This is a genomic window from Arthrobacter vasquezii, assembly GCF_029455255.1.
GTDB classification, from domain to species: domain Bacteria; phylum Actinomycetota; class Actinomycetes; order Actinomycetales; family Micrococcaceae; genus Arthrobacter_D; species Arthrobacter_D parietis.
The window spans coordinates 20,678-37,154 of record NZ_JAROKN010000015.1 but is presented as its reverse complement, the minus strand read 5'-3'; the positions used below and the strand labels follow the sequence as shown (position 1 = coordinate 37,154).

Sequence of the window (16,477 nt, the reverse complement as noted above, 5' to 3'; positions counted from 1 at the left end):
ATTATGTCAACTAGAAACCCGGCGAATCGCATCTGATGCGAATGGCCGGACTTTGACACCTCGTGGCGTTGCAGCTTGAAGCCTCCGGAGAACGGTTTTGAGATTCCTCGACGTCGGAGCGGACTTCGTCCTAATCAGTTGCTATTTAGTACTTGTTCCTCCTAGCTCATGAGCGGTTGTTGGTCCGATGAGCCCGCAGCACACATCTGCGCGTGCTTGTTCCCGCGGGCCAGGAACCGAGAATGCTCGGTCCTGATCAACTAGTCGGGACGAGTCGGCGCCGTATGGTGTAGAAACCCTGTTACTAACAGAGTCTGTGCCCTGTGCTCGGAAGGCTTGGATCCCCTCCCCTGATCGAACACAGCGGTCGGTAGGTAAGAGGTTTGAACGTGCTGCGGCAGCAGTTTTCGTGTTGCTTTGACTTCTCGAATCCGCCCGCCCTCCGCGTGCACGCTCTCGGGACAGCCACTAATATTCGCATCACGGAATCCAGACAGGTCCACCCCCATAGTCAGAAAGGGTGCCTGAACCAAAGGTGGTGATCACCGATCTGTTTTCCGAGGTAATACGGCGTATCGCGGGCAGGGCACAGATTCTTTTGCATCCTGCCCGCGAGCTGGAGGTCAGCGCCACATTGCCTGATTGAGAGGTGTGATGGTCAGAGATTCCAGCCGAGCCGTCCCGCCATCAGAAAAGGTAGCGATGTCATCCGCACCGGGAAGCGGGAAGACTTGATCCGTCATGGTCGCTGACCCGTCCTGGGCAAAGACTTCGACCGATGACCGGTCCACGTAGATACGTAGCTTCAATTTCCCGTCGATTAGTTGAACGGGTGTGTAGTTGATCGAGGTGAATGCTGGGTGGAAATCTTCGACGCCGGAGTTGCGGCGGTCAACGAAGAGTCGGCCTTTCTCGGCGTCGTACCCTATCTTGGTCGCTTCAGTTCCTGCTCCCAGGACCGTGAGCCCAAACCTCTCGGCTGTGCCCGGAAGGAACGTCGCATCGATTTGCAATAGCTCCCCGGAAAAGGGCAGCTGTGACGTTCCCTGCGACAGGTCGCGGGCAACCTCTGTGTAGGACGCGGAGGTATTGCGAAATGAATCAATCTCTCTCACGACTTCCTGGCGGAGGCGTGGGCCCTTTGCCGTTGAGATAAGTGAGACTTCCCGTGGCAAGGCCATTGTGCCGCGCCAGCTGCTCGTGGGCGTATCTTGTCCGTAGTCCCAGTTGTTCATCCAACCGAGCATAATTCGGCGGTTTTCGGGGACATTGTTGAAAGAGACTGCAGCATAGTAGTCCTTACCCCAGTCCAACCAGTCGTGCTCCTGCATGCGAGGGAGCGCTTCAGCGTCCGAGAGGTTGAACTCATCCGCGAGGATGTGTCCCCATCCGCTTCGGTTGTTGTCAGCAACCATGATCCTGCCCTGTTCACCATCGAACTCGCGCACATCCCAGGAGGCCCAGTCGAGTGTTTCACTGTTGGAGCCGGTGGTGGAGCGTACAACGCTTCCATTTACTACGAGGTTGACGGTCGTTTCGTCGCTTCTGGGTTTCGCGGGTTCGGAACCGAGCACCATGTGGTCCAGGGTCAGGTGACCCCACGCCCCGCCTGCGTTATCTACTATTCGGACAACCGCCGACTTGCCGAAATGTTCTGCTACGTCCCAATTCTGCCAATTGAGGTCGCCGGAATCGGCTCCGGTGGCAGTGCGCACGACCGCACCATCCACCACTAGCTCTACCTGAAGTTGTCCGTCTGTGCGTCGTCCTCCCCCAAGAAGGAGGCTTATGCGGGTATCGGTCAAGTAGAACGACGGAGAGGTGATGGTGCCTCGGTTTTCGTCTTGGTGCGGTCCTCCCTCGAATGTATTGATCCACTTGTTTCCGATGGTGAAATTGCCTCCCACCGTCGACGGGTTGCGCGTTGGTTCGAAGTCACCGGTCAGTTCCCACCCGGCGTCGGACAGTGTGCCGGGATATTCGAATCCGTCGAACAGGAGGTACCCGGGCGGAGGTTGGTTTCCGATTTGTGTCCCCGGCGCCTGTGGATGCTGGCCTCCGCCAATGAGGAAGTTGACGTAATCCTTTGTGATGGTGAATGCCGGTGAACTCAGGGTACCGACCGGGTGGTCCCCGCCGCCAAAACTGTTAATCAATCCGGCACCGATATGTCCTGACACGGTGTTCTGATTGGGAAGGGTTCCCTGGGCCGGTGCTGGCCCCCAAGGCAATCCGTTTGGGTCACCCCCTTGGTGTCCGACCTCCCATTCGTCGTAGTGGCCGTTATTGAAGCCACCTATTGTGTCGCCCGGAGGTATGGCGTTGAAGTCGTCGGTCGATTCGGAGGTGAATGTTGTACCGTCGAAGTTTCCAACGAAGTACTGTCCGCCGCTACCGCCGGCGACTGCTCCGGGATTGAGGTTCACAACAAGAACCCATTTGACGTTGTTGGGGTCGCCATCGACGGGCAGGGCGAAGAGGTCGGGACACTCCCAGATGCCGTCTGTGGCATTGGCTGGACCAAAATCGCTGAGGTGACTCCAGGACTTCAGGTCAACGCTTTTGTAGAGCACCACCTTTTTATCGGTTGCCTCGACCGCGACCATCACCCAGTAGGAGCCTGCCGGTCCGTCGTACCGGAAAACTTTAGGATCTCTAAAGTTCGAGGAGTTTCGGTCCAGGACGGGATTGCCGCCGTACTTCGTCCAAGTTTGTCCGTCGTCGGTGCTGTAGGCCAGTGACTGGGCCTGCTTACCGGCCAGCGCGGGGTGGGCAGACGTATAGGTGCTGGTGTAAACAGCAACGAGAGGCGGATTTTCTGATGTCCCGAATCCCGATGTGTTCGTTGCGTCGGAAACGACAGAACCGGAAAAAATATCCTCTGTGCTTACTCCCTCGGCGTTGAAAGTCTGCGGTATGGCGACGGGTCGCTCGTCCCAAGAGAGGAGATCGGTTGAGGTGGCATGGCCCCAACTCATGTTGCCCCAGCGAGTTCCGAACGGGTTGTACTGGTAGTACATGTGGTACACGCCCTCATGATGAACTAGCCCGTTTGGGTCGTTCATCCAGTTTTGTTCGGGCGTGTAATGCAGTAATGGTCGGTATTGCTCAGCCGCGGGATCAGTGGCTGCTGTTGTCGGCATTGCTCCGAGCATTGTTAAGACCAGTGCCGCAACGAGGGTCGCGGCACTGCCTCTCGAATGTAGGTACGTACTTTTTTTCATGAGTAGCCTTTCAGGAGGAGTGCGCTGCGCTGCGCCACTGCCGAAGCCTGAACAGGTCGCAGCGCGGACCGAGCGGCTTTCAGATCAGGGTGAGGAAGGGACGGAGACCATCGACCGCCTTCTCGGATCTGGTCCGGAAGGCGGTCGGTGGCTCCCACAAATGCCGTTGCTAGGCAGTGGCCAGCGAACAGAGTCACGGCTTCTCTGGTCTTCGATTGAGCGTGGCCGCCTACATCTGACGGCTCGATCTAGAGATTATGGCGTGGCCACCATTGAGTAGTTCGATGAGAAGGCCTGCAATTGGGAGGACTCTGCAGAGTAGATGATTTTGGTTTCGGTGGTGCTCGCGTCCAGGACGATACGGGCGGGAATGTTGCTCACGATGTTGTTCGACGCCAAGTAGTTTCGGGTACCACCTTTGACGAGCACAATGGTGGGTACCGCACCTGCTGGTCGAATGAATTGCGTAGCTACCCGGTAGGAGAAATGGTTCGCGCTCACGGTGTTGTTACTCCCGTTGAGGTGCACCATGCCGAAGTAGTCGTCCTTTCCGTTATCGATCGAGCTTTCGGTGTCTGTGCGTAAGAACTGGTTGCCTGAGATCAGGTTCTCTTCGCTTCCGGGTTCAAGAATCACCAGGCCCTGCCAGGAGCTTACGAACTTATTCGCTGTGACGGAGCAGCGCTTGCTGTTGACTAAGCGCACAGATCCATACCAGAGGATCGAGTTGCCCGAGATGAGGAGTCCCTCCGCGTTCTCTGCGAAGACTGCGGAACCGGCCCACGCACTAATAAGGAAGTTGTTCGTGACGCGCACTACTTGTGAAGCGCCAAGGAGTTCGATGCAACTGCCGCACTCAGCTATGAAGTTGTTGGTTATATATGGGGCGTCCGCGCCGCGAAGAATGATGGCGTGCGTGAGGTAGACGAATCCCATTCCTTCGATCCGGAATGCGTCATTGTCGGTTTGAGCGAGGATGCCAGTCTTCCCGTTTCCCGGGATGTACGGCTTAGAGCTCTCAACTCCGTCGATGCAAAAGTCCCGAAACTCGACGGAGTTCAGACGTCCGACACTTGCGGGACTGCCGGAACGGGCAATGAGGAATGCTTCGCTGTGTCCATCCGTGTTCATCACACGAATATGGCTACCGCCTGGCAGTGTTTCCACCCATTGGGATGAGTCGCTTTCGTCGCGGATTGCTTCCGAAAGGAACCCGTGCCCGGAGCCCTTGATTTGTAGGTAGCTGATGTCGATCACCACGCGAGTTTTTAGATCGAAGTGCCCGGGTGGAATGTAGATTACAGCGCCCGGACGGGTGGTCTGGCTCGTCTGAGTAGCCTTGATGTCCGCGATGATCTCATTCATCACCTTTCCGATATCGGCATACGGGGACACGCTGGCGCCGGTCCAGGTGGTGACGTCGTAAACAGTCTGGGCCATGGTTGTCTTCTCTCATGTTTGCGGGTTGGGGGTCGGTTTGTCAGTGCCGGAAGTTGCCGGGTGTTCCTAATTACAGGACGCCGACAATGCTCACGCCGCTGTCAGCGTTGGGGCCCGGCGCAGGCTGAGGGCGGGCGCCCGTTTCCTCCGGGCGCGCAAGTGCCTGTGGCGGGCGCACCAGGGCACATGCGAGAAGGCCTGCAGCTCCTCCAAGTGCACCCAGCACTGATCGTCGAGGTATCGCTTTTTCTGAGGGCATGATGTCTCTCTTTCGCTACTCGTGGACCGTGGACCGTGGACCAGTCGCCAGAAAAACGATTGCGCGACCTTGAGTATCTAAATGTGAGTTGTGCCACATTGTCAAGGGTGGGACTGCAGTGGGCGCTTAAGGGCGAATGATGACAGGCCATCGCCACCGAAAGCCGATTGAGCTACCACAGATGTGTGTATATTGACGCTGAATACTGCGGATTCGGGGGCTCGATCGCTCTCCTGAGCGTGCTGCAGCCTGCCTCGCATAGGGAGATGTGCCGCAACCAAGATCGCAACTTCATCTTCTTTTTCGTTTCTCGTTCTCTCTCAAAATTCCCCCTGTTTCCCTCTTGCATGTGTCGGACTTCACACCCTAGTATCGAATCGTTCGCGCAAACGTTTTTCTGAGGAGCAGGTATGACAACGATGGCGATGGTTGCCAGTTTGGCGGGCGTATCTATCTCGACGGTCTCCCACGTCTTGAACGGAACTCGCCACGTTGAACCCGAGACGCGCGAGAAGGTGTTGAAGGCTATTGAGGCGACTTCTTACCGCCAAGACGCCGTGGCGAGAGCTATGCGCCGGTCGCAGACCGACAGTGTGGGCTTGATTGTCTCGGATGCGGGCGAGCCGGCCTTCGCGGAGATGGTGCATGGGGTTGAGCATGCGGTCACCAGACTCGGGCTCACGCTACTGCTGGCAAATTCCGCTGAAGATCCCGACCGGGAAGCACAAGCCGTAGAAGCCCTCCTGGAGCGGCGCGTTGACGGGCTGATTCTGGCACGGGCTGCAGGGTCACGTCAGGATGTTGTTGACGGCATCGTGGGCGAGGGTACGCCTCTGGTCCTTATGGACCGTCTCTGCGGGATGCGGGTTGACCAGGTAGGCGTCGAGAACCGGCTACCCACTATCGAACTGGTGAAGCACCTTGTCGATCAAGGGCACCAGCGATTCGTCTTCGTCGCTGGCGACTGTAGGGTTCCAACACTGCGCGAGCGACGCGATGCCTTCGTCGAAGCGTCAGTTCAGCTGAACCTTGACGCATCTGCGCAGACAATCATCGCCGATGTGCCAGCCTTCGACGTCATCGACGGTCAATTGGAGCACGCGCTGGATGCAGATCTTAAACCGACGGCCTTGATCGCCTGCAGCACCGTGCTAGCTGCTCGGGCGCTCAAAATAGTGCAGAACCGGAACCTGCAGTTGCCCTCCGAGATCGCTTTCGCAACTTTTGACGGGTTCGCTTACTCGGACCTCTTCACACCGCAACTGACTACTGTCCGGCAACCGGCATTCGAAGTTGGTGTGGCGGCGGCTGAATTGTTGGCCAACCGGCTCGCAGATAAGGCGCGAGGATCCTCGCCTGTACGCCTCCCGCCCACCACCACACGGCTATCTCCAACGATTGAGTACCGAAGTTCGAGCGGCATCGCCGTCCCTATGACGCCCTCGAGTTTCTAAACCAACAGATGCAAAGGAGCACCACCATGTCCCCCATCACGTCGCGCCTCAGCCTGAGCTTGGCTGCTGTGCTTTCCCTCAGCCTCCTCACCGGATGTGGAGGTTCAAACGATCAGGAAGTTCCCGCAGCCGAGGGACCCTACGAGGCACCGGCATCGGAGGTCACGGCCGAAATCACCATCTCCAACTGGGGGGACCCCGGCGACGAGGCCATTTACGACGACGTATCCGAACGTTTCAACGAGAAGTACCCCAACGTCACCGTCAACAATGACTTCACCCCCATCACCACCTGGACCGAATACGTCAACAAGCTTGTCTCCTCGGTGGCTGCTGGAAACGCGCCAGACGTCATCAACATCGCAACTGAAGGCGTGGATCTGGGTCTCCACAACGAGCTCTTCGCCCCGCTGGACGGCTACATCCAGAACGACCCTGAGGGGGAAAAGCTGATCGCCAGCTTCGACCCGGCGCTGGTCGACGGGTTCACTGAGGACGGCAGCACCTACCTCATGCCAAACACCTGGAACTCGATGCTGATCTACTACAACACCAAAATGTTCGAAGAAGCAGGCATCGAACGCCCCTCGGAGGACTGGACCTGGGACGAATTCCTCGAGATTTCTAAGAAGCTCACCACCGGTGAAGGCAAAGATAAGGTTTATGGTTTCGGCCTTCCGTACTTCAACTTCGGACTCACTCCCTGGCTCTACTCGAACTCGGCCTCCCAGATGAGCGAAGACGGGGAAACCCCAACCCTCGACGACCCAGCCACCGTCGAATCCGCCACCTGGATCCGAGATCTGGTGACAGAGGAAGGTGTAGCACCGCAACCGAAGGGAGCAGACCCGTACCAGCTCTTCCCTGCCGGCAAAGTAGCGATGACCGGTGCCGGCCACTGGGTCGTCGGTCCTTTCGAAGACGCAGGGTTCTCCGACTACGACATCCTGCCCTGGCCACAGAACACCGAGAAATCCACAGTATTCGGCGGCGGCGGGTTCGCTGTCTCCGAGCAGTCCGACAACAAGGACCTCGCCTGGGAGTACATCAAGATGCTGACCGACACCAAGACGCAGCAGGAATGGGCAGCCGCCGGCGCCGCAATCCCAGCCAACAAGGAAGCGGCCCAGTCCGAAAGCTTCCTGGCCTACCCAGAACACGCCGAGCTGTACTACGACTCCATCAACTACGCCGAACCGGTAGCCGCACCTCGGGTCTACAACACCCTGGAACCGGCGTTCATGAGGGCAATGGACGAGATCCTCGCCGGCGGAGACCCACAAAAGGAACTCTCCGAAGCCAATGATGAAGTACAGGAAGCGCTTGATCGTGAGTAGTACTCAGATTCGTTCCACCCCGTCGGAGAGGCCGGCCACAAGGCCTTGGGGCCGGCTCTCCGGCGGACGCCGCCGTGAAGCCCTCACCGGTTACGCCTTCATCGGCCCCTCCGTCGTCGGCTTCCTCTTATTCATCCTCGGTCCTCTAGTCGCGGCGTTGGCGCTGAGCTTCACGAAATACAACATCCTCAGGCCGCCCGAGTTCGTCGGAATCGACAACTATGTCCGGATGTTCACGGATTCGCGCCTGCTGCAAAGCTACGGAAATACCTTCATCTACGTGGGCGCCGCCGTGATCCTGATCAATACGATCGCGCTGGCCGCGGCGGTTCTGATTAACCAGAACATGCCGCAATGGCTCAACACGATCTTCCGGTCGGCGTACTTCTTCCCCTACCTCGTCGCGCTGGTCTACGTGTCTATCATCTGGCAGGCGCTTTTCCAGAAAGACACCGGCGTCATCAACTACTACCTGACCAGCAGCGGCCTTCCAGAAATCGATTGGCTCAACAGCCCGGAAGTTTCAAAACTCTCCGTCATCATCGTCGATACCTGGCGGAACATCGGATTCGCGATGCTCATCTACGTCGCGGCCCTCCAGGAAGTTCCAAAAGAAATGACCGAGGCGGCAGAAGTCGACGGAGCCGGGCCATGGCGTCGGTTCAAGAGCATCACCTTCCCAATGATCAGCCAGGCCACCTTTTTCAACGTCACCACGACAACCATCGGTGCCTTCCAAATCTTCGAATCCATCATCGTGTTGACACGTGGAGGGCCAGGTGACTCAAGCCGCAGCGTCGTCATGTACCTCACCGAAAAAGCCTTCAACGACTTTGACATGGGATACGCCTCAGCGATCGCCACCTCACTCTTCATGCTGATCCTGCTCGTCACGCTCATTCAGTTCCGCGTAAGAAAGTCCTGGGTGCACTATGAGTAACCAAACCGTTTCCACTCTCGGCGGCCCACTCCCAGCACCACCCCACGACCAAGATCTAAACAGTGCGGGCACGGGCAAACGGGGAACTGCGGCCCGGCGGAACTATCGTCGCGGGCGCCGTCGCCCGTCCATCGGAAAAGCAATCTCGCTCGTCTTGCTTACGTTGGGCGCGATAGCCATGGTCGCTCCGTTCCTGTGGATGTTCACAACGTCCCTGCGCTCCCCCGGCAACGCATATGATTTGCCTCCACTCTGGTTCCCCAATGAATTCCAATGGGAAAATTACCCGGACGCAGTCAACGGTCCGGTGCCGATCCTGCGCAACATGTTCAACAGCGCAGTGATCGCCATAGCAGTCAGCATTGGGATGATCATTACGGCGCCCATGGCGGGGTTCGCCTTTGCGAGGCTGCGGTTCCCTGGCCGAAACATCATTTTCATCCTCCTGCTGGCCTCCCTCATGGTGCCTCCGCAAGTGACGATCATCCCCCTGTTCCTCATGATGAGCGAATGGGGCCTCATCAATAATCCCCTGAGCTTGATCCTGCCTGGAATCACCGGAGCACTCGGCGTATTCCTCATGCGCCAATTCTTCCTCTCCCTCCCGGAAGAAATGCTCGAAGCGGCTCGACTGGACGGAGCGAACGCGTGGACGGTCTACCGTCTCATCGCCCTGCCATTGGCGAAAAACGGCATCAGCACCCTGGGCATCATCACCTTTCTTGGAAGCTGGAACGCCTACTTCGCCCCCTCCATCTTCCTCAACGACACATCGACCGCCACCCTCCCCCTAGCACTCGTGCTGCTGTTGGGACCCTACGGTGCCGGGAACCTCTCACTTGTCATGGCCGCGACCGTGATCGCGATTCTGCCAGCACTCATCGTTTTCATCATTGCTCAGCGGTGGATCATCGCGAGCCTCACACAATCAGGAGTTAAAGGATGACCACCACGCCGACGCAGGGAACCGCCGGGCCTTCCCAGGGACCACTCGCCGACTTGGTCAGAATCAAGGATGCACGTTCCGCGCGCTCCTCCAGCTGGGACCAAACCGGACGGAACCGGGACAACTGGATCGTCATGCCCGGCCAGGAACGGGTGCTTGCCGACATCGAAGGCCCAGGCTGCATCACCCACATCTGGATGACCCAGTCATGCCGACTTCAGCCCGGGCCGGGACAAATCGATCCGGCGGCGGTCGGCGTCCCTATGCTCGAGATCCATAACGCACTCGGAGTGAGCTGGGAAGTCGTTGACCCCGATTACTACCGGAAGATCGTACTGAAGATCTACTGGGACGACCAAGAAACCCCCAGCGTCATCGCACCCTTGGGCGACTTCTTCGGGCTGATGAACTCCCTCTCCGGTTCCTACGATTCTCTCCCGTTGTCCGTGTCGGCCAAAGAAGCCGAACTCCACACCTTCGGCGGAAGCGCCGCCTTCAACAGCTACTTCGCAATGCCCTTCAACAAGCGCGCCCGCGTCGTCGTGGAAAACCAGAACGACGTTCCGTACCTGCAGTACTTCTACATCGACTACGAACTGTACTCCCAGCCCCTGCCCGAGGACGTCGCCTACTTCCATAGTCACTGGCGCCGGCAACTCCCTAACAAGGGGTGGGGACCTGACCTGCAAACCAACAGCATCGAAGTCACGATCCCCAACCTGGATGGCAAGGACAACTACGTCGTCCTCGAAACGGAGGGTGAGGGCCACTACGTCGGCTGCAACCTCGCCGTGCGACACTTCCAAGGATCATGGTGGGGCGAGGGCGACGACATGATCTTCATCGACGACGACACCTGGCCACCCAGTCTGCACGGCACCGGGATGGAGGACTACTTTGGCCATGCCTGGGGCATGCAGCGCAACGCCTACGCCATGAACGGGACCATAGTCCACGAAGAAGACGTCCCCGGCTTCCACCACAGCTACCGTTTCCACCTCACCGACCCAATCAGGTTCAAGAAACGCATCAAAGTGACCTTCGAACACGGCCACGCCAATCACCTGTCCGACGACTGGTCTTCGACCGCCTACTGGTACCAGAGCCTCCCGTCACCCGAGCTGAGGATCCCCGAGGTCGAGGAACGGCTGCCTCTCCGACCGATCGATCGGGTCATCGAGACACCACTGCCTGACCTCAGTGAGGACCAACAGAAGGCGCGCAGGGACACCGCAGAGAGGATGAAGAAGTTCACCGCTGCCCGTGACGCCCTGCGCGAGGCGCGGTCGGAAGAAGTGGACACCTGGGAAGTAGGAAACCGCGAGCACGCCCAACGGATTCGCGCCTTCATCAGTGGCAATGCCCGCTGACAGCAAGCCCACTGTCAACACACAACTCAAGAACCCCTGAAAGGCACGATGAACGTGTCCAAACTCCCCCTGCGACCCGAATTCCACTTCACCCCACACCAGGGGTGGATCAACGACCCACTGGCGCTCACCTATAGAGACGGCCAATACCACCTCTTCTACCAATACGTACCCAACTCGACCGTGTGGGGGCCTAACTGCCATTGGGGCCATGCAACCTCCAGCGACCTCATGAGCTGGAAGGAAGAACAAATCGCTATCGCCCCCGGTGAAGGCGATGACGGCATTTGGTCGGGATCCATCGCCGTCCACCCCGAAACCGGAAACGGAACCATGTTCTACACCTCAGTCGCGATCCCGGATTTCGGGATCGGTCGGGTTCGCCAAGCGTTCCCCGCCGATGACACCTGGAACACATGGACAAAGGGTGACTTCGTCGTCGATGTGCCGGCCGAACTCGACACCATCGCATTCCGCGACCCCTTCGTCTTTCAAGATGGACAGAAGTGGCGGATGCTGGTCGGAACCGGCCTCCACGGCGGCATCGCCGCTGCGACGTCCTTCTCGTCGAATGACTTGGCTAAATGGCAATACGACGGGATTGCAGCACAGCGAGCAGGATCTGAAACCTCACCGGTCTGGACCGGGACCCTTTGGGAGTGCCCACAAATATTCAAAATCGATGGGCGGGCGGTGCTTGTAACTTCCGTATGGGAAGACGATGTGTTGCACTACGTTGCCTACGGCGTCGGGACCTACGAGGACGGTAAATTCAGTGCCGAAAGCTGGGGGCAACTCACCTACGGCTCCGGCTACTACGCGCCGTCATTCTTCCGCGACAAGGATGGTGCTCCTGGGCTGATTTTTTGGATTCGCGGTTACCTAGACGAAGCCGCCGGCCGGGCCAGTGCACTAAGCATTCCGCACCGATTGCGGCTGATAGGCAACACCCTGGTCAGCGAGCCCCACCCGGACCTCTCCACCTACCAGGGTTCATCAGACGAGGGAACCGAATTCCGTCTGTCTCCCGACAACGCCCACACTCTCACCTGGGACGGAACAGAAATGGCTGCCTTGCAGCTCACCCAAGAGGGCGTGCAGCACGTCACCATCAACGGAAAAGCTGGAACCCTTCGCATCACCGTCGGGGCCGAAGAGCACCAGGTTGAGCACACGCACGGTCGAGTCACAATGATCATCGACAGCCCTGTAGTAGAGCTGTTCACATCGAGCGGGGCATTCGCGTTGGGGTCAGGTCTTCAAGCGAGCCAGAAAATTCTGGTGACCAGCACCGCACCAGTCCTCGTCCGCCAACTCTCACGGCAAACTTGAAAGCCTGCATGATTACGCCGTATCGGCAGCATTCCTGCCCGGTCCGAGATTGTCAATGCAGTGAAGCTTAGTGACGAGGATGCGAATAATCGTATCTCCCGTAGGACTGAATTACTCCTCGTCACGTTGGTCCAACGGTTCCTCGATGGCGAAGCCGCTCAGGACCTTGCCGCCGAGGCTGGCCTTTCCTCGCCCCAATGGGTAAAGGCATGGGCACGCAAGTATCGCCGCGAGGGCGTGGACGCGTTGCGGGCAAAACCTAAAAGGGCAACCCAGAGAACCTGGTGACCGCCACCTGCGGAGGTACCCGAGTTGGAGCGGTTGCGGCGGGAGAACGAACGGTTGCAGGCGGAAGTGGAATATCTGGGAAAATTGTGGGCCTCGAGAGCACAGGAACGACGGTAAAGGCGCAAACCATCATCGCCCTCAAGGCCGCCTTTCCCCTTCCGGTTTGCTGGAGGTGACCGGTCTTGCCCGGTCTCCCTCCTTCTACCAGCAGGCCCTCCTTCTGGCCCCCGATCCGCAGGGCTGCGCTCAAGGCCCGCCCGTCATGGAGTTCTTCGGGGAGAACCACGGCCGGTACGGGCACCGCCGGATCCATACCGAGCTCATCCAACACGGGTGGATGATCGCGGTCCAACCTGCAGGATGACTGTGTTCGATCCTGACCTACCTGATCCCCGCAATCATTTTGCAGCCACATTCGATCCCGTCAAGAGCTGAAGAACCACGGCGCAAAGGGTAAGACCTAGGTGGATTCCAGTGAGGTGATCGGAATCGAGTGGATCTGAGCATGGAGGTGAGGAATGCAAAGATCGCGGTGATGACCAAACCCTGGAGCACATACGAGGGAGCTACACCGGGCTTCGTGGGGCCACCGGTTGATGCTCCGGGAGTTCTTCGTGTAGTTCCTCTGATGTTGGAGGGTGAGCACCTGGTCGGCGTACTGTGATGGCCGCTGCTTTGGACGCCATGCGGCCTAGCGACTCAAGTACCGACGGTGCTAGCCCATCTGCTCCGCGCAGGAGGAGTCCGTAGATCAGGGCAGACATATACGAGTCGCCGGCCCCGATGGTGTCGACCACGGCAGACTTGACCGAGGGAACGAACACCTGCGTACCTCTGGTTGTGAGCAGGGAACCGTCCGCTCCCATGGTGACAGCGACGAGTCCGGCCCCAAGGTCAAGAATGCGATTTGAGATGTCTTCCATGGATAGATGTGGGTAGAGCCACAGCGCGTCCTCGTCGCTGAGTTTAACCACTTCTGTGAGCGGGACCAGTTCCTCGAAGATGGTCTTTGCCTCAAATTGGCTGCCAAGCAGTGCAGGGCGGATGTTGGGATCGTAGGTGACGACACAACGCTCATGTGCTTGCGCGAGAAGCTCTCTTACTACTGTCGCTCCTGGAGCCAGGAAGGTAGCTATTGAGCCGGTGTGCAGGATTTTGGGAAGGGCCGCCGGAGCGATCCGTGGCAGGTCCCATCGGATGTCGAAGTCATATTGTGCTGAACCATCGGATGCCAGCATCGCAGTCGCCGTAGCGGTTCCGCCACTGCCCTTGGAACCGGGCAATAGATCAACACCGGCGCTTCGAAGGTGCTTCTCGATGGCGGCGGCATGGTGGTCCTCGCCGATCGAGGTGAACAACGCGGTGTCCACACCCAGCCGCCCGAGTCCATAGGCAACGTTCGCGGGTGAGCCACCAGGGTGCTCCGCAGTGCCTCGAGGAGAGACAACAATGTCCACGAGGGCTTCGCCGACAACAACGACGTCAACGTTCGGTTTGGGGTCGTCGCCGGTGTATTGAACTGTTCGCATTGGCGACCTTTCATAGAGTGACGCAAGTGGGATTCAGCGCGAAAGCGTGGTCCTGCATCGGTCACTATCCATTGCAAGGTGCTTTTCACGCGTCGTTTTAGGCAGGTTGTGGCAAGTGACCGGTGTGGAGCGGTCGTTAGGAGTGCAGGTCGAGGGGGAGCAGGTATGTGAGTACTGAGCCGTCTTCGATGATCAGTTCCGTCAGTTTTGCGTTGAATACGGATCCGTAGTCTGCGCTGAGGTGGGTTTGGAACGCTGAAGCGTCCCGATATACCTCGTAGACGAAGAACTTGTCCGTATTTGCTTCCTCCTGGTGTGGGTCGAAGACGAGATTTCCCGGTTCCCGTTGTACTTTTCTTGCCAATTCGGCCAGCAGCGCCTTCACGGCTTCGGAACATCCCGGCTTCGCGGTGAATTCGGCGTACAGGGCCACGGGGGCCGCGAAGTCATCGCCTGCGGTCATGCGGTCTGCGCTCCGGTCATGATTGCTACCGCGTCGGTCATTGAGTGGCTTTGCGGTGTGATTGTCGCCGCGCATTTTCCGAGGCGCTGGATGTGAATTCTGTCGGCGACCTCGAAGACGTGCGGCATGTTGTGGCTGATGAGGATCACGGGGATGCCCTTATCCCGCAAGTTCTTGACGAGCTCAAGTACCTGCTTCGACTCTCGGACGCCGAGTGCTGCGGTGGGTTCGTCGAGAACCACAACCTTCGACCCGAATGCCGCCGCCCGGGCAACGGCTACTGCTTGCCGCTGGCCGCCGGAGAGGTTTTCGACGGGCACGGTGACGTCTTGCAGGGTGCTGATCCCGAGTTCCAGGAGCTCGGCTTTCGCTTTCTTCCGCATCCCCTTCGTGTCCACGACGCGGAACACTGATCCGAGGATCCCCTTTCGTCGTTCTTCTCGCCCGAGGAAGAGGTTTGCGGCCACGTCGAGAGCGGGTGATACGGCTAGGTTCTGGTAGACGGTCTCTATACCAGCCGATCTGGCGTCTTGTGGGCGTTTGAAGTGGACCGGCTTGCCGTCTAGTTCGATCCGGCCTTCGTCTGGGATCTCGGCGCCGGTGAGGCATTTGATGAGGGTCGATTTGCCTGCGCCATTGTCGCCGATTATGGCCAGGACCTCCCCCGGGAAAAGCTCGAGGCTGACACCGTCCAGACCGACGACTTTGCCGAAGGTCTTGACGAGGTTCGTTGCCTTGAGTATGGGTTCCCGGGTGTGTGTCGTGGTCGGTGTCGAGTTCAGGTTGGTTGTGTTGGTCACTTGCGTACCTTTCGGATCCACTGATCGACTGAGACAGCGATAATGATGAGAACGCCTACGGCGAAGGTCTGCCACAGAACATCGAGCCCCGCCAACGAGAGCCCATTGCGGAAAACACCAACAATGAGCGCACCGAGTAGCGTGCCCCAGACGGTGCCGCGGCCTCCGAAGAGGCTTGTTCCGCCGATGACGACTGCGGTGATCGAGTCGAGGTTGAGGTCCGCTCCAGCGTTAGGCGAGGCGGCGTTGCTGCGGCCGATCTGGATCCAGGCTCCCACTGCCAGAATGGCTCCAGCTGCGAGGTAGACGCTCATGAGAACCCGGTTGACGCTGATGCCAGCCAGCCGCGCCGCTTCCTTGTCGTCGCCTACGGCGTATACATGGCGGCCCCATGCCGTTTTCCCGAGAATCAGGGCGATCGCTATGTAGAGCATCAGCATGAGGATCACGCCGTGCGTGATGTTCACACCGGCGACGTTGAAGGTGTTACCGGTTGCGGTGAGTACGCCGGGCATGTCCGTCCCACGGACGGTGGCGCCGCCCGAGTAGAGGAGCATGAGTGCGAGGAAGATATTCAGGGTTCCGAGGGTGACGATGAAGGGGGGGAGTTTCAGCCGGGTGACGAGGAATCCGTTGAACGCTCCTGCTGCTAGTCCAACGACGAGACCCAGCAGAAGCCCGAGAAACCCCGGCAAGCCCATCTGTGTACTGGTTTGCGCCACCACTATGGAGGCGAGCACCATGACGGCTCCTACGGAGAGGTCGATTCCTGCCGTCAGGATGATGAGCGTCTGTGCGATGGCGAGCGTGCCTACCACGGCCACTTGTTGGGTAATTAAGGACAGGTTGGCGGGGAGTAGGAATCGCTCATTGAGCATTCCGAATACCACGACAGCTATGACCAGGACAATGGCAGGGCTAAGCGCAGGGTACCGGTGAAGGGCGTTGCGGATCTTCGAGAGAGGTGTTGTCCGGTCAAGGAATGCACCGGCCAGGTCATGGGAGCTGTCGGCGGGGGCCGTGCTCGTTGGTTGATTCACGTCAGAACTCCATTGGTCATCTTTGACGGTAGTCCGCGGGAGAGCTGTACACATC

At 58.6% G+C, this 16,477-nt stretch carries 14 protein-coding genes; 8 read left to right on the top strand and 6 right to left on the bottom strand.

Annotation, left to right across the window (positions count from 1 at the left end; genetic code table 11):
- Positions 1 to 623: 623 nt before the first annotated feature.
- Entirely contained in the window at positions 624 to 3,143 is a 2,520-nt protein-coding gene (locus tag P4U43_RS08020; protein WP_277358256.1) for a GH32 C-terminal domain-containing protein, read from the bottom strand.
- A 336-nt stretch (positions 3,144 to 3,479) separates the two neighbouring features.
- A complete protein-coding gene (locus P4U43_RS08015) occupies positions 3,480 to 4,664 on the bottom strand; it encodes a NosD domain-containing protein (RefSeq protein WP_277358255.1) in 1,185 nt (394 codons plus the stop codon).
- A 669-nt stretch (positions 4,665 to 5,333) separates the two neighbouring features.
- Here P4U43_RS08015 and P4U43_RS08010 point away from each other — a divergent pair.
- From P4U43_RS08010 to P4U43_RS07980, 8 genes are all read left to right on the top strand, one after another.
- On the top strand, positions 5,334 to 6,377 hold the full coding sequence (locus P4U43_RS08010; RefSeq protein ID WP_277358254.1) for a LacI family DNA-binding transcriptional regulator: 1,044 nt from the start codon (positions 5,334 to 5,336) through the stop codon (positions 6,375 to 6,377).
- A gap of 26 nt (positions 6,378 to 6,403) precedes the next feature.
- Positions 6,404 to 7,714, top strand: a complete 1,311-nt coding sequence (locus P4U43_RS08005; protein WP_277358253.1) for an ABC transporter substrate-binding protein — start codon at positions 6,404 to 6,406, stop codon at positions 7,712 to 7,714.
- Positions 7,707 to 8,654, top strand: a complete 948-nt coding sequence (locus P4U43_RS08000; protein WP_277358252.1) for a carbohydrate ABC transporter permease — start codon at positions 7,707 to 7,709, stop codon at positions 8,652 to 8,654. Before P4U43_RS08005 ends, P4U43_RS08000 begins: the two co-directional genes overlap by 8 nt.
- A gap of 199 nt (positions 8,655 to 8,853) precedes the next feature.
- A complete protein-coding gene (locus P4U43_RS07995; protein WP_277358251.1) occupies positions 8,854 to 9,600 on the top strand; it encodes a carbohydrate ABC transporter permease in 747 nt (248 codons plus the stop codon).
- Positions 9,597 to 10,970, top strand: coding sequence for a glycoside hydrolase family 172 protein (locus tag P4U43_RS07990; protein ID WP_277358250.1), 1,374 nt, complete (start codon positions 9,597 to 9,599; stop codon positions 10,968 to 10,970). Before P4U43_RS07995 ends, P4U43_RS07990 begins: the two co-directional genes overlap by 4 nt.
- A 54-nt stretch (positions 10,971 to 11,024) precedes the next feature.
- Complete coding sequence (locus P4U43_RS07985; RefSeq protein ID WP_277358249.1) at positions 11,025 to 12,302, top strand: glycoside hydrolase family 32 protein; 1,278 nt, start codon at positions 11,025 to 11,027, stop codon at positions 12,300 to 12,302.
- 60 nt (positions 12,303 to 12,362) lie between these two features.
- Positions 12,363 to 12,590: a helix-turn-helix domain-containing protein gene (locus P4U43_RS18070; RefSeq protein WP_404800716.1), complete on the top strand. Its 228-nt coding sequence runs from the start codon at positions 12,363 to 12,365 to the stop codon at positions 12,588 to 12,590.
- Between the two features lie 163 nt (positions 12,591 to 12,753).
- Positions 12,754 to 12,954: a hypothetical protein gene (locus tag P4U43_RS07980; RefSeq protein ID WP_277358248.1), complete on the top strand. Its 201-nt coding sequence runs from the start codon at positions 12,754 to 12,756 to the stop codon at positions 12,952 to 12,954.
- Positions 12,955 to 13,156: 202 nt separating this feature from the next.
- On the opposite strand, the gene P4U43_RS07975 is transcribed toward P4U43_RS07980, so the two are convergent.
- The 4 genes from P4U43_RS07975 to P4U43_RS07960 form a co-directional block, all read right to left on the bottom strand.
- Complete coding sequence (locus P4U43_RS07975; RefSeq protein WP_277358247.1) at positions 13,157 to 14,119, bottom strand: carbohydrate kinase family protein; 963 nt, start codon at positions 14,117 to 14,119, stop codon at positions 13,157 to 13,159.
- Positions 14,120 to 14,255: 136 nt separating this feature from the next.
- Positions 14,256 to 14,582 (bottom strand): putative quinol monooxygenase, encoded by a 327-nt coding sequence (locus tag P4U43_RS07970; protein WP_277358246.1) that lies wholly within the window; start codon positions 14,580 to 14,582, stop codon positions 14,256 to 14,258.
- A complete protein-coding gene (locus P4U43_RS07965) occupies positions 14,579 to 15,382 on the bottom strand; it encodes an ATP-binding cassette domain-containing protein (RefSeq protein WP_277358245.1) in 804 nt (267 codons plus the stop codon). The genes P4U43_RS07970 and P4U43_RS07965 overlap by 4 nt, the downstream gene beginning before the upstream one ends.
- Positions 15,379 to 16,476 (bottom strand): ABC transporter permease, encoded by a 1,098-nt coding sequence (locus tag P4U43_RS07960; protein WP_404800715.1) that lies wholly within the window; start codon positions 16,474 to 16,476, stop codon positions 15,379 to 15,381. Before P4U43_RS07960 ends, P4U43_RS07965 begins: the two co-directional genes overlap by 4 nt.
- Position 16,477 lies beyond the last annotated feature (1 nt).

Excerpts from the sequence above, each read along its gene's own strand:
- P4U43_RS08020 (WP_277358256.1), bottom strand. The coding sequence starts at position 3,143 with ATGCCGACAACAGCAGCCACTGATCCCGCGGCTGAGCAATACCGACCA.
- P4U43_RS08015 (WP_277358255.1), bottom strand. The coding sequence starts at position 4,664 with ATGGCCCAGACTGTTTACGACGTCACCACCTGGACCGGCGCCAGCGTG.
- P4U43_RS08010 (WP_277358254.1), top strand. The coding sequence starts at position 5,334 with ATGACAACGATGGCGATGGTTGCCAGTTTGGCGGGCGTATCTATCTCG.
- P4U43_RS08005 (WP_277358253.1), top strand. The coding sequence starts at position 6,404 with ATGTCCCCCATCACGTCGCGCCTCAGCCTGAGCTTGGCTGCTGTGCTT.
- P4U43_RS07995 (WP_277358251.1), top strand. The coding sequence starts at position 8,854 with ATGTTCACAACGTCCCTGCGCTCCCCCGGCAACGCATATGATTTGCCT.
- P4U43_RS07990 (WP_277358250.1), top strand. The coding sequence starts at position 9,597 with ATGACCACCACGCCGACGCAGGGAACCGCCGGGCCTTCCCAGGGACCA.
- P4U43_RS07975 (WP_277358247.1), bottom strand. The coding sequence starts at position 14,119 with ATGCGAACAGTTCAATACACCGGCGACGACCCCAAACCGAACGTTGAC.
- P4U43_RS07970 (WP_277358246.1), bottom strand. The coding sequence starts at position 14,582 with ATGACCGCAGGCGATGACTTCGCGGCCCCCGTGGCCCTGTACGCCGAA.
- P4U43_RS07960 (WP_404800715.1), bottom strand. The coding sequence starts at position 16,476 with ATGTGTACAGCTCTCCCGCGGACTACCGTCAAAGATGACCAATGGAGT.